Source organism: Falsiphaeobacter marinintestinus (assembly GCF_007923355.1).
Taxonomy (GTDB): domain Bacteria; phylum Pseudomonadota; class Alphaproteobacteria; order Rhodobacterales; family Rhodobacteraceae; genus Phaeobacter_A; species Phaeobacter_A marinintestinus.
The window spans coordinates 1-15,649 of sequence record NZ_VOGO01000018.1 but is presented as its reverse complement, the minus strand read 5'-3'; the positions used below and the strand labels follow the sequence as shown (position 1 = coordinate 15,649).

Below are 15,649 nucleotides of genomic sequence, written 5' to 3'. Positions count from 1 at the left end.
TCAGACGCTCATGCAGATGTATTTCATTTCAAGATAATCCTCTATCCCGTGATGGCTGCCTTCGCGGCCAAGACCGGATTGTTTGACGCCACCAAACGGGCCCAACTCTGTCGAGATGATCCCGGTGTTGACGCCGACGATGCCATATTCCAACGCTTCTGCCACTTTATAGACTCGCGACAGATCCTTGGCATAGAAATACGCCGCAAGGCCAAAGATCGTATCATTGGCCATGGCGATGACTTCGTCCACGTCGTCGAACTTGAACAACGGGGCCAACGGGCCAAAGGTCTCTTCCTGCGCGACGGCCATATCCTGTGTGACGCCCGTCACGACAGTCGGTTCAAAGAACGTTCCACCAAGCGCGTGGCGCTGACCACCTGTCAGAACCGCGCCACCTTTGGCGGTGACATCGCCCAAGTGTTCAAGCACTTTGTCCACGGCATCCTGATTGATCAGGGGTCCCGTGGTGATGCCGTCATCCAGACCATCGCCTATGGTCAGCTTTTCAACGGCAGCTTTCAGTTTCTCGGCGAAAGCGTCATAGACACCGGCCTGCACGTAGATCCGGTTGGCGCAGACGCAGGTCTGGCCGTTGTTGCGGAACTTGCACATCATCGCGCCTTCGACGGCAGCATCCAGATCGGCATCATCGAACACGATGAACGGGGCGTTGCCACCCAGTTCCATGGAACACTTCATGATCTGGTCAGCGGCCTGCTTCAGCAGGATGCGGCCAACTTCGGTCGATCCGGTGAAGGTCAGTTTGCGCACGGCTGGGTTTTCGCAGAATTCCTTGCCGATATCAGATGATCGCGACGACGGCACGATGTTCAGCACGCCCGCCGGAATACCGGCGCGCTCGGCCAGAACGCCCAGAACCAGCGCTGAAAGCGGCGTTTCAGCGGCCGGGCGCGCGACGAAGGAGCAGCCGACCGCCAGCGCTGGGGCTGCCTTGCGGGTGATCATCGCGTTGGGGAAGTTCCACGGGGTGATCGACGCGGCGACGCCAATCGGCTGCTTGATCACAGTGATACGTTTGTCGCGTTGGTGGCCGGGAATGGTTTCGCCGTAGACCCGCTTGGCCTCTTCCCCGAAAAATTCAACGAAAGACGCGCCATAGACGATCTCGCCCTTGGCTTCGGCATGGGGTTTCCCCTGTTCAGCAGTCAGGATCGTGGCCAGATCGTCAGCGTTTTCGATCATCAGATCGAACCATTTGCGCAAGACTGCAGCGCGTTCTTTGCCGGTCCACGAGGCCCAGTCTTTCTGCGCGGCTTCGGCCTGGGCAATGGCGCCTGCGACTTGTGCACGGCTCAGGTCAGCCACATCGGCAATCACATCGCCACGGGCCGGGTTGGTGACGGCAAAGGTACCGCCATCGCCATCAACCCATTGGCCACCGATGTAAGCTTGAGTGGCCAGCAGGCTGGGGTCTTTCAGAAGCGATTTCAGGTCAGTCATTGAATCGAGCATGGACAGTCTCCCCTTGTCTTTAACATGTGAAGTAACATTTGCGCCCAATGGAGTCGAGTCCGCAGGCATTTGATCAAATTACTAGTGCAACTTCCCGGCAAAACGCAAACACGCAGTGCGTTTCTGGCCACGATGGCTTGCCGGGTCAATCGAAACCCGGCATGGTCGCGCCGGGCATCCGGCGATGGCGTCGCCGCATGTGATGACACATGTGCCTGTTCCCGTCCTGAACGCCAGGACCTTTCTGAAAAGGAGGGTCACATGACCGCCACACCTACGGCACGTCCGGAATTTTATCGTTACCACAATGGCCAGAAGGCGCGATTGCCGTTTGCCGATACCGAGTATCAGGCCCGCCTGAACGGGTTGCGCCAGTCTATGGAGGACTCGGGCGCGAACGCTGTGGTTCTGACCTCGATGCACAATGTCGCCTATTACTCGGGGTTTCTGTACTGCGCGTTCGGACGGCCCTATGCGATGGTCGTCACCGAAACCGAGGCCGTTACGATCAGCGCGGGCATCGACGCTGGCCAGCCCTGGCGGCGCAGTTTTTGTGACAACATCACCTATACTGACTGGCAGCGCGACAATTTCTGGCGCGCGATCAAATCGGTCACGGGCGAGGGGCGGATTGTCGGGTACGAAGGCGATCACCTGACGCTGAGCCTGCGCGACAAACTGGAAGATTTCCTGTCGCCGCTGACCATGGTCGATATCGCCCCCGCCACGATGCGTCAGCGGCTGATGAAATCCCCTGCCGAAATAGCGCTGATCCGGCATGGTGCGCAGGTGGCCGACGTTGGCGGATACGCGATCCGGGATGCCATCAAGGCTGGCGTGCGCGAGGTTGACGTGGCCATGGCCGGTCGTGATGCGATGGAGATCGAGATCGCCAAACGGTTCCCGGATGCAGAATACCGAGATACCTGGGTCTGGTTTCAGTCGGGCCTCAACACCGATGGGGCGCACAATCCGGTAACGGGGCGCGTGCTGGAACGTGGCGATATCCTGTCGATGAACACCTTCCCGATGATTTCGGGGTATTACACGGCGTTGGAACGCACGCTGTTTGTGGAAGAGGTCGACGATGCCTCGCTTGAGATCTGGAACGCTAATGTCGCCGCCCATGAGCTTGGTATGAGCCTGCTGAAGCCCGGCGTAAACTGTGCCGAGGTGACTCACGGCGTCAACGCGTTCCTTCAGGAACGCGATCTGCTGAAGTATCGCACCTTTGGCTATGGCCATTCCTTCGGCGTGCTGTCTCATTACTATGGACGCGAGGCCGGGCTGGAACTGCGCGAAGACATCGACACGATCCTGCGGCCCGGCATGGTGATCTCGATGGAGCCGATGCTGACCATCGCCGATGGCGAACCCGGCGCCGGTGGTTATCGCGAACACGACATCCTGCTGATCACCGAAGACGGCAACGAAAACATCACCGGCTATCCCTATGGGCCTGACTTCAACGTGGTTGGATAGGCCAGACGGTATCTCTGGATCAGGGGGCAAAGCTGCCCCCTGAAATTGACGACGCCTGCGCGGATTGCGACATTCCGGAGCAGTCGGGCTGGTCATTGTTGCACAAATTGTAATTTATGAATATGTCGAGTCTTCGAAACCACGGGGCCACCGGACAGGTCCTTTCGTAGTGAGGAGACGCGCGATGGACATCAAGAAAATTACCGACGGCCTTTCGGTCAGCCCCCAGATCACAGCGGCAGATTTGTCAGCGATCAAGGCGGCGGGATTCCGGTCGATCATTTGCAATCGCCCCGATGCCGAAGCGGCAGACCAGCCCGGGCACGAGGAAATACAGGACGCAGCGGCGGCAGAAGGTCTGGAGTTCCGGTTTCTGCCTGTTACGCCCGGAATTGTGACAGATGAAACTGCCGATGGATTCGGCGTGGCGATGACCGAACTCCCCGGTCCGGTGCTGGCGTATTGCCGCACCGGCACACGCTCGGCCACGCTGTGGTCGTTAAGTCAGGCCAATGTCCGGTCGCTGCCCGAGATCCTCGCGGCGACCAAGGCGGCCGGGTATGACATGAGCGGCGTCGCGCGTCGGATCGCAAATGGAGGCAAGACACCAACCGATACCGGCGATGCAAAGTTTGATGTTGTGATCGTGGGCGCCGGGGCCGGGGGCATTGCGGTTGCAGCCAGCCTGACAGCGCGCAAACCCGATCTGGACATCGCGCTGATTGATCCGGCCGATATCCATTACTATCAGCCCGGCTGGACCATGGTTGGCGGAGGCATCTTCGACCCGCAATCGACGGCCAAAACCATGGGCAGCTTGATCCCCAAAGGCGTGCACTGGATCAAATCCGCCGTCGCGGCGTTCGAGCCGAAAGACAACGCCGTGGTGCTGGACGGATGTCGGGTGGTGAAATACGACCGGTTGATTGTGTGTCCGGGTCTGAAACTCGACTGGGCCGCTGTCGAAGGTCTGGAAGACACGCTGGGCCGTAACGGGGTGACGTCGAATTATCGCTATGATCTGGCTCCGTATACGTGGGAATTGGTTCAGGGGTTGTCCAAGGGCCGGGCCATCTTTACCCAGCCGCCGATGCCGATCAAATGCGCTGGCGCACCGCAAAAAGCTATGTATCTGTCGGGGGATGCGTGGCATCGCCGTGGCGTTCTGAAAGACATCGATATTCAGTTCAACAATGCAGGCGGCGTGCTGTTCGGGGTCAAGGATTATGTCCCGGCTTTGATGGAATACATCCAGAAATACGATGCCTCGCTGAATTTCTTCCACAATCTGATTTCAGTCGACGGCCCTGCCAAAAAAGCGGTGTTCGAGGTCAAGGCACCGGATACCGACCCGTGCCGTGTCGAAATGGAATTTGACATGATGCATGTCTGCCCGCCGCAAACTGCCCCAGATTTCGTGAAAGTATCGCCCTTGGCGGATGCAGCCGGATGGGTCGATGTCGATCAGGCAACTTTGCGCCATATAGCCTTCGACAATGTCTGGAGCTTGGGGGACGTGATGAACGCGCCGAATGCCAAAACAGCAGCAGCTGCCAGAATTCAGGCACCGGTTGTGGCCGAGAATGTCGCGGCCGATATCGACGGCCTGTCACCGCACGCACAGTATGATGGCTATGGCTCGTGCCCGCTGACTGTTGAGCGCGGCAAGATCGTTCTGGCAGAGTTCGGCTATGGCGGGGCGATGAAGCCGTCTTTCCCGAAGTGGCTGATCGACGGAACCAAGCCGTCGCGGGCTGCGTGGTTGCTGAAGGAAAAGATGCTGCCGCCGGTTTATTGGCAGGCGATGTTGCGCGGTAAGGAGTGGATGGCCAAACCCGAAAAGATCAGCGCGTCCGGGTAAGCTGGCACAGGGCTGCCATGTGACGGCGGCCGGGTCATTCGGGCATGCCAGCCAGACGCAGACCAGCGCGGTATCGTTCTTCGTCTTCGGGATAGGCAAAGCTCATCGTGCGCGCCGATGACGACACTGTCGCGTTGGGCAGGTTTTTCCTGATTCTGCCGTTGATGGTGCTGGCCCGGTCAAGGTCGCCCATCTCGGCCAGAACAACGGCCAGTCCGCGCAAGGGCGTGGGGTGGCCAGGGCCCGCGCGCAGCGCTTGTTCATACTTGTCGATAGAGGCGTCGTATCTCCGTTCCAGCCAGTCGATGCCGCCCCGGTGGGCCAAATAGATTGGCAGAAGAATGTCGCGGGGACTAAGCCGCGCCGCCAGTGACAGGTGCTGTTCGGCCTGATCGAATTGATGCATCCAGGTCAGCGTCATTCCAAGGATGCCGTGCGAAAAAGAAGAATTCGGATTGATCTCAAGCGCCGCCCGAACATGGCGCACAGCTTCGGCGTGACGGCGCTGAAATCCAAGGATCAGGGCATATAAGGTCAGTGCATCAGGATCGTTTGGATCCAGGCGGATTGCCTGTTTGGCGTACTGGATGACCTTTCGGGTCGACTCTCCTGCAGGGCGGTTCCAAGAATAGAGCGCGTCGAACATGTATGACATCGCCAAGTGGCCCAAAGCAGGCACGTATTCCGGGGTCGCTGTAAGTGCTCCGCGCAAGATGTTCTGGCAGGTCAGATTGTCGGCTTCTGTAAAGCGTCGCATGTGCCAGGACGCCCGTGCGAAGGCCTCCCAGGCCTTTAGATCATCCGTCGGTTCGAGGCTGACCCTTTCCATTTCGGCAGCCGTCACTTCGGGCGCGACCGCCATAACGATGGCTTGGGTTATTTCGTCTTGTATTGCAAAGATATCAGTCAGATCCCGATCGTATTTTTCGGCCCAAACGTGGCGGTCATGCACAGCATCGATCAATTGGGCTGTGGCGCGCACGCGATCGCCCGCCCGTCGGACCGACCCTTCAAGGACGTATCGAACGCCCAATTCACGCCCGATACTGCGTACGTCAACAGATTTGCCCTGATACGTAAACGCCGTGTTCCTGGCGATCACGAACAATGCGGGAAACCGACTGAGCGCAGTGATGATATCTTCGACCAGCCCATCGCAAAAGAAGCTCTGATCAGGGTCAGATGACATGTTCTGAAAGGGCAGGACCACGATTGATGGATTTTTGGGGTGCTGGGTTTCGACGTCGTTGACTATGACAATCGGAGTGTCCCGTTCGACGCGCCAAACCTCAACCGGATCAGGTAGGTTCTTAAGCTTTTGTGGGCCGACAAGGGTCAGGCGGGCATCGACCTTACCGCGCAACTGGTCACAGACCGCCCGCGTAATGCAGATGCCCCCCGGTGTGGCCAATGGTTCGATCCTCGCGGCGACGTTTACGGCATCGCCCAGAATGTCGCCTTGCTCGGCCACGATATCACCCAGATTGATCCCGATGCGAAAGATCATCTGGTTTGCTTCCAACCCGGCTTCGCGTTTGGCGATCGCATCCTGAACGGTCAAGGCAAATCGCACGGCTGCCACGGGCGAGTCGAACTCGGCCAGCAATCCATCACCCAAAAGCTTGATGATCCGACCGGACGCCGCGTCAATTTCCGGCGCTATCAGTTCTTTGCGCAAAGCACGAAGCCTGCGGATAATGCCTTCTTCATCCTCAGCGACAAGGCGGGAGTATCCTACCAGATCTGCCGCCAGGATCGTGGTGAGACGGCGGTCCATCAATCGAATCACTTTTCAAAAAAATGCCAAAAAACAATTATGCGGTATGTTGCCCACACATCAACAATTCTGTGAATTCAGGGCTGTATCGAAGAATGCGCTGTCAAACGTCTTTCCCACAAATCGCAGGGAAAACGTACGCGCCGACCGGGCGAAAAGCGGTGTGACCTAGCGGCCGAAATCGGCGAGTGCTTTGAAGTCGATCATTTTCAGCGTTTCAAGCATCGTTTCAGTGTCGCCACCGGACGCTTTGACCAGTATGCGGCTGTCGACCAGACCGGTCAGTTCGCCGTCCTGAACCATGAATTTCTGCCGCCCCACGCGTTCGATCTTTGCGCCAATCACAGCTGCATTGCCAAGCAGCCCTGACATGGCGCCGACCATGGGATTGTCAGCCATGAAGGTGATTTTGAACGACTCTGCACCGGATTTGGAATATTCGGCCTCGGCCCCGGTTCCGCCGCCCATCATCGTCAGGCTTGCGTTCATCTCGGTGTTGACCTCGCGGGTCCAACCGTCGGGCGCTTCGGGCAGAAACAGCACCAGTTCATCTGTTTTCATCGATTTCAGCAGCTGTTTGGCGTATTCCAGTTCTTCCAGCGCATATTTGATGTCGCCATCCTGATATGCCTCGATTGCGCTGGACAGGGCATCGGTGACATCGTCGGCCTGAACAGAGACCGCCGTCAGCGACAGCACTGCAGCGGTCAGGGCAAAACGGAACATGGAATTCTCCTTTTCAATACGTAACCCTTAATGTGGTAAGATTGTACTGTTGGCCCGGTGCGACGCAAGCGGCTTGGAAACCGGCGGCAATTCGCAGCGTCTGGCAAACGCGTGCTTCCCAAGGCTCGTGTCTTTTGTAAGACTGTCGCTGAAAATTGCGGGATCGGTGATGTAAATGGCGTTAACATCACCTATATAACTGGTATGATTGAGCGAAGGGATGAATTTGATGGCGAATTTTGATGCGTTGGTGCGTGAAAGTCAGGACCAGGTGGCCAAATCACAGTCCGAGATTCAGGCGCTGACATCGCGGATTGAATCCGCGCGGGCCAAGATCGAAGCCGGGGAAGACGCCAGCATCGACATCGAAAACGCCACTCTGGACGACGTGCATGCCCATACCGAGGTGATGAATTCCAACATCGCCGAACTGATCATGGGACTGGACGATGTCACCAGCGCGTTTTCCAAAGACTTCGACGAAATGCGGACCAAAACCGGCTGGGAAAGCTTTGTTGGCATTTTCTCACGCGGCAAATCGGAATCGCTGCGCCAAGAGCGTATGCGCACCGCAAATATCGACGACAAGCTTCAGGATTTGATCGCGAAGTCGGACGTGATTGTTCAGCTTTTGCAAGGTCAGTTGTCGGTGTTGGAAGAACAGCGCACAAAGGTTGAAACCAACCTGACGTCGACGCTGGATGAGCGCGAATTCACGGTCGGTGAACTGGAGGGTGTGCGGGCTGATATCCTTGGGATGGACCCCAAGATTATTGAACTGGAGAACAAGATCTCGGTCGAACAGGACGCTGCCGAGCGCACCAAGCTGGAAACCGAACTGGCCGATCTGAACAAGGCCTATAACGCCATGGTCCAGGACGAGCAGGTCAAGCTGGCCAAATCGCAGACGCTGGAGCGCTATATCGAAAAAGGCAAATCCTGGGTCGACTCGCTGCAAAACCAGGCCGCGACGCAAATGGTGCTGATCAACAAACTGCAGACAGACACGCAACAGCGGGTTGTTTTGTACGATGCGCTGTCGAAATCGTTGAAAACGGCACAGCAGCAGGATGTGGCGCACCGCATCAACGAGATCGGGGTCAAGACTGATCAAGAGGCGCAGACGGCGATGGCCGCCATCGGCACCGCGACCAACCAGAAAATGGCCGACATGCTGGAAGCCCACGAAGACCACATGGTTTTTGCCCGCGACGTGCTAGAGAAGAAAGCCAAGGCGGATGAACGCTTTGCCCGTCGGTTCAGCGAGATTGTCGAGAAGCATGACAAGAACTTGTACGGCGGGTGACGTCGATCATGCTTAAAGATGTTGGTGGTCTTTTCTTAGGGTTGTTGGTCGGCACGGTAGCCGGATACTTGGCCGGTTTGGCGATGGGAGCAAACCACCCACTGCTGACGGCGACCGTCGCGGCAAGCGCTGGGATCGTCCCTCTGTGGATTTTCAAGCGCAAACAACGTGTCCGGCATGACTGATCCAACAGAAGATCACGTCGGCCTGATCGATACCTATGCCTCGCGCCGGTATTTTCGCAAGTTCGAGACGATTACCGGGCATCTGACCCGGGTAGCCGCGACCATGCAGGGCGAAGGCGCGATCACCAAGGACGAGGTGCGCGTGATCACCGGTTACCTGATGGCGCTGACTTATTCGTTCCGGGCACTCAGCATGAAGTACCTGCTGGTCGGGCGCGACACCGGACGGTTCTTTGGCAGCCTTGCGATGGATAAACGCGACAGCGGTTTCCCGGTGGCGGCCGAGCTTTTGACCATGGCCAATGACGCCCAGCAAGCGCAGACGCATCTGGCCAATATGCCGAGCGTGGAGCAATACAAAGACGATATGGTCCGCGAGATCATTGGCGAACGGTCAACCCCGACCCGTCTGCAATTCGCCCTGTCCCAGCGGCTCTACTACGAGGAACTGGCCAAGGGGGATCTGTTTTGGGCGCAGAACGACCCTGTCTGCAACTGGTTGGGTAATCTGGGCGAAAACAGGCGGCGGTTCATGGTGCATTGGGCGGTCTATGACAGCCAGATCAACCTGCCGGTCATCTACATGATGGAGGTTGAGGATACCGGTCGCGTGGCCTTGCCCAAAGACGAACGCCGCTGGCCCGAGGCCCAGGCGCATCTGATGGCGCAATCGTTGGGCGCGCTGAAACTCGTGACCATTGCCAAAGGGTTTGACGAGGATTTTGACGACCTGCATCCCAAACGCCTGCGCCGGATTCATGTCGGCCCGATGTATTCACACGAATACACCGAACAATCCGGTCCGTTGCGGGATGTGCTGGCCGAAGCCCGGGCGCCGCAGGGGCAGGATTGGGCATTGGTCTGGTCGACCGAAGAATTGGAAAGCGAACGCACGGTGGATGAACGTTCCGGGTGGTTCGGAACAGTGGAGCGGGAGATTTTCGCACTTGATCCATTCGGAGGCAGAGGCGGGGAAACCGGTGCGACCCGGACCCAACGATCGATCATTTTGCCGCAAAGCCAGTTTCAGGTGCTGGCCGAAAAGAACCCATCAGGCTTCGCGGACGTTCGGAAATTCGTGGTGGGCGCAGGCGGGCGGGTGCTCAGGTACTGAGCACCCGCCCGCCTGCGCCGCCGCCCAGCGTCTGGCGTAGATTATCTGTGATAATCTGATGGCGCGTTGGGTCATGACGGATGCCTCCGGCGGGAGTATTTGGAAAGAGATGAAGTCTGTATTCGAATTTGGGAGTTATGTCTTGACCTTATCCACCCTGCTGCATGGTTCAGGCTGCACCTTCGGTGTGGACCCAAATGCTGGTTCCGTCGCCGGCAAAATCGCGCCGATGGAAAGATATGACGCTGAAATCTGGCTACAAAGTAAGGGCTTTCGTCAGTTGCACCCGGAGGCGCGGGGGCCTCGGCTCGCAGGGGGGGAATGTCGGGAAGATTTTGATCCATCGCTTTACACAGTGGCGCAATTCGGGTCGGCTTTGGTCCGAGTATGCTTCGATCAAAAGGGCGATGTGATCGTTCTCCAGCAGCCGCACCGTTCGCAAGACTGGCACGAAGCTTTCCCGATTTCTGGAACCAAAATATCCGCAAACACCCAGCAAAGGTTGATCCAATGACGCAATCTGCCGATCAAATGGAACTCCGCGAAGCGGATATCGTCAAGCATTATACTGCGGCCGAAGCAATGCTGGCCGGGTTCGACCATGCGCCCCGCATTGGCAAGGCCGCGGCGCCCGAGAAGACCGAAGAACGGTCTTCCGGCATAGGTACTCGCCGCCGGTTCCGCTCGACCACGCCAGGTCTTGTGACACGGCAGACAGTGCGGCCAGAGGGGGTCCAGCTGATCGCCCGGATCGAAGCTGCGGATGGCGATGACCCACTCGTTTCCCCGGCCCAGGCTGTCACGATGAATGTTCTGCGCCGCGCTCTTTCAATTGCGCTGGCCGTCAGCGACACCTTTGGCGAACAGACGGCGCTTGCCGACCTTAAACGCGCCAATTTGGCGGGTGATCTTCCATCGGCGCGTAAGACCGAGTTTTCCGAACTGCTGGCCGCCGAAGCTTTGATAACCCTGCATGTCTTTGGCAATGCGCTGGCTTACCTGCTGTCCTCGCACATGAGCGAAACCACGGTCGAGGTGGGGGAAGCCGAAGAGGTTCTGACCGACAATGGTCTGCTTGCACTACATGGCGCGCTGTGGGAACTGGACCAGAAGATCGCCCAGCACGCCGGCGACGATGCTCGCCTGATCGCGGCCACCAGCGCCTATGCTGAACAACTGATGGACAAGGCCTCCATGCGGGCGCAATCCGCCTCGCAGCTTGGCCCGTTCAACGGGGCCTCATGGCGGATTGAGGCAGATGATCTGACCATTCGCGGCTTCACCCCCGCGACCAAGGCGAAGTCCACCACGCTGACCATGACGTTCAAGAAACCGAACGAGGTGGTTGGCAACCATATCGCCAAGTACCAGGCGATGAAGCTGTCCAAGATGCTGATGGCCTATGATTTCGACCGCCGTCTGAACCCGTTTGCCGAACTGGGCGGGTTCATCTTTACCTTCATGGGCGATGGCAAGCCGGGCACCGGCAAGACCACGTTGATTCAGATGATGGCGGGGCTGATCAATGATTATTGCCAAAACGCGGGCTATCCGTTCCGCTATCAGAACCTCAGCACCGATAATATCGACAGCTATCAGGGCAAATCCGGCCAGAATGCTAAGGCGTTTATCAACACGATCCTCGACCCCGGCGTGATCGGGTTTGGTACCATCGACGACATCGACCAGCTGGCGGGCAAGCGGGGTGACCGGCAGTCGTCAGCCGGGCAGCTGGAGATCACCGCCGTGCTGATGGAGAGCTTTGCCGGGGCCAATACCGTGGTGCGTGGGAATTGCACGTTCGGGATGTTTTCGAACTATCCCGAGAACGTCGATGATGCGTTGCGCCAGCGGGCGGGTGCGCGGTTTCTGGTCGACGGGCCGCAAACGCGGGATGACTATGTCGATATCCTTGCCCTGTTGATGGGTAAGAACCATGACATCCCGTTGGGCGATCATGATCTGTTTTCCGCCCAAGAGATCAAAAAGGCGGTCGCTGCCAGCTTTGACAGCCATTCGCGCCCGCATGAAGAGGGGCTGATAAAAGTGTTCGAGCGGGTGCATGATCAGGTCGGCACGCTGAACACGATTGCCAAGATGGGCACCTATCTCAAGGCGATCCAGCAGGCGGACGAACGGTTCACGGGCCGGGCGATCAAGAACATCACCGACGCGGTCAAAGTGCGGGCGATGGATTTCGAACTGCCCGATGAGTGGATGGAAGACCCCGAGCTGTTCTTGTTCCGTGACTATGACACCAAAAAGGCGATGATCGAAGAACTGCGCGTGCCGATCACAACCGAGATGGTTGTGCAGGAAATCAACCGCTACGCCGACAGCGAATTCCGCTATGCCGACAAGTCCGATGAGGTGGCGATTGAAACGATGGTCCGCGAGTTCGGTCGTCAGGAAGAGGCGAAGCGGCGGTATGTGGAGGGAGATGATGGGTAAGTACATCGCCTGTACACTTTTCATTCCATTTCTTCCGGAAAGGTTTAGGGGGCTGCCTCTCAAGAAAAGGTTTAGAGCTGCGCGGCTGATTTGGGCGCAGATCGATAGAGCAATTCAACTTGCTTTGTTTGCGACATTTTCTTTTTTTGTAGTGTTATTCGTTTTTGCTTTCTCAAAAGGATGCCCTTCAGGGTCGAGCTGTGAAAGTTCGGGATTTTCCTACTTTTGGAGTGCTAGCCCCAATGAAGTAGGTGACACACTGGCTGGTGTTGCTGGATCCTTGGCCTTCCTTTGGTTGATTGTGACAGTAATGTTGCAGGGCAAAGAGCTTGCAGCTCAAAGAAAGGAGCTGCAACTGTCAAGGAAAGAATCGTCACGAATGGCGACGGCCCTGGAAGCACAAGCGGATGTTTTTCGAGATGAACAACGACAAAGACAAGAGGAAAGAGAAAAACTCGTTCTCGAACAACGTTTGGGATTATTGCGAAACTTCATCGAGACTGAATGCGAGAACTTGGGTTGGTGGTACGTTGAAGAGCCAAATTCTATTGTGCCGCAATTGCATCCATACCCTCTGTTTTCAAGGGATTCTAAATTGGGTGAACTGCCTACAGATGAGTATTTCTGGAAACAGTTTTTGGAGGTGAAGCGACAAACAGAGTACCTTCAATCTGCCGAAGTTGAGATTACTCCAGACAAGCGTCCACCATCCAACTTGCCGTTGTTGCTCGAGGCTTTAGTCAACAATGTTCTGGAGCTTGAAGGAAAGCTGTCGGAAGATCAAAAAGAGCGACTAGAAAAGATCGGCCTACATGGCTTTTCGACAAATCTAAAAAAGCTAATCAAGATGCACATTTGGGGGGAGCCGGAGGTGATCCAACCATGAAACGCCTCATCGAAAACGGCCTGATGTTCGGCAACCTGATCCACGTGGAAAGCCCCGTGTTGATCGACCGCTATAACAGGGCGCTGGAGCATTTGGCGGGCAAGCAGACTGCGCTCAGTGATTTCCACATCGATATCTCGGGGTATTCGCCCGAGGTTGGGGATGAACTGGACGATCATCTGTACCTGAACCACGGCGGGGTGAACCGGCAGTTTATCCTGCTGACGACCGAACAAAAACGCGCGCCGTTGCTGAACGCAAAATTCTCGACCAGCCGGGATATTCTGCGCGACTTTATCCAGGACAACGAAAGCCAGCTGTTTGCCCTGACCGCCACGGATGCGGTGGCGGGCGAGCTGGTGAATTCGGTATTCTCGGTCAGGGATCCGATCCGGCTGTTCGATATCCGCCAGATCACGATCGAGGCGGATACGACTAGCGGCACGCTGAAACATGCCGATCACCTTGCCACGCTGGTTGATCAGTTCAAGGAACAGGAAGACGCCTGGTTCGATGATGTGCTGATCGCCGAGATGATCGATCTGGTTGGCAAATCTGGCGACCTGACCCGCAATCCGGTGCGTCTGAAAACCGTTGATTATGAGCAAGGCAACTTCTGGACCTCGCATTTTGGCGGGTTGTACTTGTTTCAGGATGTCGAACACCCGGCGGTTATCGCTTCGCGGGACAAGCCCGAAGGTGACTTGCCGATCAAATATGTATTCGGTCTGAAAGAGAGCAACCGGATCGCGAAATTCCTTGAGTACAACGATCTGGTCGAACCCATCGTCAAGGCGCGCGGCGTCGATGTCTCGGCGATCCTGCAGCAAAAGATGGACTTTATCGTGATCGATGCTGCCGCCAACGCCGGGCTGGATCTGAGAAACCTTGACCGGAGCGATATGCGCCGGCTGGCCCGCACCAATGCCGAGGTTTTGCCAGAGGAATACCACGGTCTGCGGCGGCTGCTGAACTGGGCTCAATCCGGTGGGACGTGGCCGCGCATCGGGTCCGAGCACCCGGCGTATTTCTATGCGTTGCGCGCGGCGGATACACCGGACCGCGATCTGGTCAACATGCTGCTGGCCGAACTCACGCCGCTGGATTTCCGGCAGATGTTCATTTGCCATAAAGAACTGTTCTATCGCACCTATGCGCGCTGGCCTGACGTCAAGAAAGCCTATGTTGCCGAATTCTTGCGGCGGGAGTATCAGGTGGACAAGGCCGGGGCGCGGGCGGCTTTGTTCGGGCACGAGCCGGATATGTCCGGGACTGAGCCGCAAGAGTCGCCGCGCCCTCAAAAGGATCTGATCCAGCGGGTCGGTCCATGGGGCGCTATCCGGAGGTCCACATAATGGCTTTGTTTCGTCTGCTGATCCCGCTGCTTGTCGTACTGACGGTCGTCTATGTCGGGATTTCGCTGTATTCGCGATGGGTTCGCAAAACCAAACTTGAGGCGCATTGGGACAAGAAGCGGCTGACGGGGGATCGCGAGGCGTTTGTCAAACGGGGGTTGGATAAGTATGACCGGTCCTTGAAGCGCAAGCTGATCCTTGGCGTATATGTCGTGCCCTTTGTGGTGATCGCCAGTATCGTCTACTTCATCAATTACACGTAAAGGCCACATCATGGTTTACCTCAAATGGGCAATTATCCTGATCTTCTGGCTGATGTTCGGAACCGTCCTGCATTACACTTTGCCACAACATGACGTGGCTTGGGTGACGGACACTGAAGTCCGGCGAGTGGATTTTGGCGAAAACTCGATCTTCTGGGCGCATCCTGACACCGGAGAAACGCCGGGGACGGTCAACCGCGATGTCCAGTTCATTCGCACGGTGCGCCCGAATGGCAAGCCGTTTGTCTACCGCAACGAGGATACCGGGTGGGGATGGCCGCCCTATTTCAAGTTTGACACTGACAACCTGCAGACCGAGGCGTCCAAGTTGCGGTCGACCGAAAGCGATCCGAACTGGGTGGTCGTGACGCATTATGGCTGGCGCATTCCGTACCTGACGATCTATCCCAACGCCGTGCGGATCAAGTCGGTCGACGGGCCGGATCATCGCGTGATCAACTGGTTCAATATCATCGTTCTGACGATTCTGGCGGCGCTTATTTATGCGATCTGGGTGCGTTGGCGTCGGTTTCGCGAAAAGCGGATCGATCCGGTTCTGGAAGATGTCGGCGACAGCTTTGATGCGGCTGGCGATGCCATTTCTGAAAGACGTGGCCGGTTTCGCCGGTGGTTGGACAGCTGGCGATCCTAAGCCCGTAACTTCATGGTGCCCAGGCCAAGGTCTGGGCGGGTAATCCCCCCATTTTTAATGGGGTCCAGCCGTAGAATTCAGGCGGCTGCTTTCAGTTTCATTGCGGGTGTGATGC

At 57.0% G+C, this 15,649-nt stretch carries 13 protein-coding genes; 10 read left to right on the top strand and 3 right to left on the bottom strand.

The genetic code is table 11. The features are described 5' to 3' along the window. Positions 1–1,476, bottom strand: coding sequence for an NAD-dependent succinate-semialdehyde dehydrogenase (locus FOY56_RS21980; RefSeq protein ID WP_146348305.1), 1,476 nt, complete (start codon positions 1,474–1,476; stop codon positions 1–3). Positions 1,477–1,737: 261 nt separating this feature from the next. Here FOY56_RS21980 and FOY56_RS21975 point away from each other — a divergent pair, with 261 nt between their 5' ends. Then, entirely contained in the window at positions 1,738–2,958 is a 1,221-nt protein-coding gene (locus FOY56_RS21975) for an aminopeptidase P family protein (RefSeq protein WP_146348304.1), read from the top strand. Positions 2,959–3,142: 184 nt separating this feature from the next. Beyond that, positions 3,143–4,819: a bifunctional protein tyrosine phosphatase family protein/NAD(P)/FAD-dependent oxidoreductase gene (locus FOY56_RS21970; RefSeq protein WP_146348303.1), complete on the top strand. Its 1,677-nt coding sequence runs from the start codon at positions 3,143–3,145 to the stop codon at positions 4,817–4,819. Between the two features lie 34 nt (positions 4,820–4,853). Here the strand turns inward: FOY56_RS21970 and FOY56_RS21965 are convergent, their stop codons facing one another. Then, positions 4,854–6,596: an adenylate/guanylate cyclase domain-containing protein gene (locus FOY56_RS21965; protein ID WP_146348302.1), complete on the bottom strand. Its 1,743-nt coding sequence runs from the start codon at positions 6,594–6,596 to the stop codon at positions 4,854–4,856. Positions 6,597–6,764: 168 nt separating this feature from the next. Next, positions 6,765–7,322: a hypothetical protein gene (locus FOY56_RS21960; RefSeq protein WP_146348301.1), complete on the bottom strand. Its 558-nt coding sequence runs from the start codon at positions 7,320–7,322 to the stop codon at positions 6,765–6,767. Positions 7,323–7,551: 229 nt separating this feature from the next. Between FOY56_RS21960 and FOY56_RS21955 the strand changes: the two genes are divergently transcribed. The 8 genes from FOY56_RS21955 to FOY56_RS21920 all read left to right on the top strand — a co-directional run bounded on the left by FOY56_RS21955 (position 7,552) and on the right by FOY56_RS21920 (position 15,534). Then, positions 7,552–8,628 carry a hypothetical protein gene (locus tag FOY56_RS21955; RefSeq protein ID WP_146348300.1) on the top strand — a complete coding sequence of 359 codons (1,077 nt, stop codon included), beginning with the start codon at positions 7,552–7,554 and terminating at the stop codon, positions 8,626–8,628. Between the two features lie 177 nt (positions 8,629–8,805). After that, positions 8,806–9,927 (top strand): hypothetical protein, encoded by a 1,122-nt coding sequence (locus tag FOY56_RS21950; RefSeq protein WP_146348299.1) that lies wholly within the window; start codon positions 8,806–8,808, stop codon positions 9,925–9,927. 58 nt (positions 9,928–9,985) lie between these two features. Beyond that, complete coding sequence (locus tag FOY56_RS21945) at positions 9,986–10,441, top strand: hypothetical protein (protein ID WP_146348298.1); 456 nt, start codon at positions 9,986–9,988, stop codon at positions 10,439–10,441. After that, the gene (locus tag FOY56_RS21940) at positions 10,438–12,378 is read left to right on the top strand and encodes an AAA family ATPase (RefSeq protein WP_146348297.1); all 1,941 of its coding nucleotides are present in this window, start codon (positions 10,438–10,440) and stop codon (positions 12,376–12,378) included. Before FOY56_RS21945 ends, FOY56_RS21940 begins: the two co-directional genes overlap by 4 nt. Further along, positions 12,371–13,264, top strand: coding sequence for a hypothetical protein (locus FOY56_RS21935; protein WP_146348296.1), 894 nt, complete (start codon positions 12,371–12,373; stop codon positions 13,262–13,264). The genes FOY56_RS21940 and FOY56_RS21935 overlap by 8 nt, the downstream gene beginning before the upstream one ends. Beyond that, positions 13,261–14,619, top strand: coding sequence for a DUF6638 family protein (locus FOY56_RS21930; protein WP_146348295.1), 1,359 nt, complete (start codon positions 13,261–13,263; stop codon positions 14,617–14,619). Before FOY56_RS21935 ends, FOY56_RS21930 begins: the two co-directional genes overlap by 4 nt. Next, positions 14,616–14,882 carry a hypothetical protein gene (locus FOY56_RS21925; RefSeq protein WP_146348343.1) on the top strand — a complete coding sequence of 89 codons (267 nt, stop codon included), beginning with the start codon at positions 14,616–14,618 and terminating at the stop codon, positions 14,880–14,882. The genes FOY56_RS21930 and FOY56_RS21925 overlap by 4 nt, the downstream gene beginning before the upstream one ends. A gap of 10 nt (positions 14,883–14,892) precedes the next feature. Next, positions 14,893–15,534: a DUF1523 family protein gene (locus FOY56_RS21920; protein ID WP_146348294.1), complete on the top strand. Its 642-nt coding sequence runs from the start codon at positions 14,893–14,895 to the stop codon at positions 15,532–15,534. The last annotated feature ends 115 nt before the right edge of the window (positions 15,535–15,649 follow it).

Excerpts from the sequence above, each read along its gene's own strand:
- FOY56_RS21940 (WP_146348297.1), top strand. The coding sequence starts at position 10,438 with ATGACGCAATCTGCCGATCAAATGGAACTCCGCGAAGCGGATATCGTC.
- FOY56_RS21965 (WP_146348302.1), bottom strand. The coding sequence starts at position 6,596 with ATGGACCGCCGTCTCACCACGATCCTGGCGGCAGATCTGGTAGGATAC.
- FOY56_RS21950 (WP_146348299.1), top strand. The coding sequence starts at position 8,806 with ATGACTGATCCAACAGAAGATCACGTCGGCCTGATCGATACCTATGCC.
- FOY56_RS21960 (WP_146348301.1), bottom strand. The coding sequence starts at position 7,322 with ATGTTCCGTTTTGCCCTGACCGCTGCAGTGCTGTCGCTGACGGCGGTC.
- FOY56_RS21980 (WP_146348305.1), bottom strand. The coding sequence starts at position 1,476 with ATGCTCGATTCAATGACTGACCTGAAATCGCTTCTGAAAGACCCCAGC.
- FOY56_RS21935 (WP_146348296.1), top strand. The coding sequence starts at position 12,371 with ATGGGTAAGTACATCGCCTGTACACTTTTCATTCCATTTCTTCCGGAA.
- FOY56_RS21920 (WP_146348294.1), top strand. The coding sequence starts at position 14,893 with ATGGTTTACCTCAAATGGGCAATTATCCTGATCTTCTGGCTGATGTTC.
- FOY56_RS21955 (WP_146348300.1), top strand. The coding sequence starts at position 7,552 with ATGGCGAATTTTGATGCGTTGGTGCGTGAAAGTCAGGACCAGGTGGCC.
- FOY56_RS21970 (WP_146348303.1), top strand. The coding sequence starts at position 3,143 with ATGGACATCAAGAAAATTACCGACGGCCTTTCGGTCAGCCCCCAGATC.
- FOY56_RS21945 (WP_146348298.1), top strand. The coding sequence starts at position 9,986 with ATGGCGCGTTGGGTCATGACGGATGCCTCCGGCGGGAGTATTTGGAAA.
- FOY56_RS21930 (WP_146348295.1), top strand. The coding sequence starts at position 13,261 with ATGAAACGCCTCATCGAAAACGGCCTGATGTTCGGCAACCTGATCCAC.
- FOY56_RS21975 (WP_146348304.1), top strand. The coding sequence starts at position 1,738 with ATGACCGCCACACCTACGGCACGTCCGGAATTTTATCGTTACCACAAT.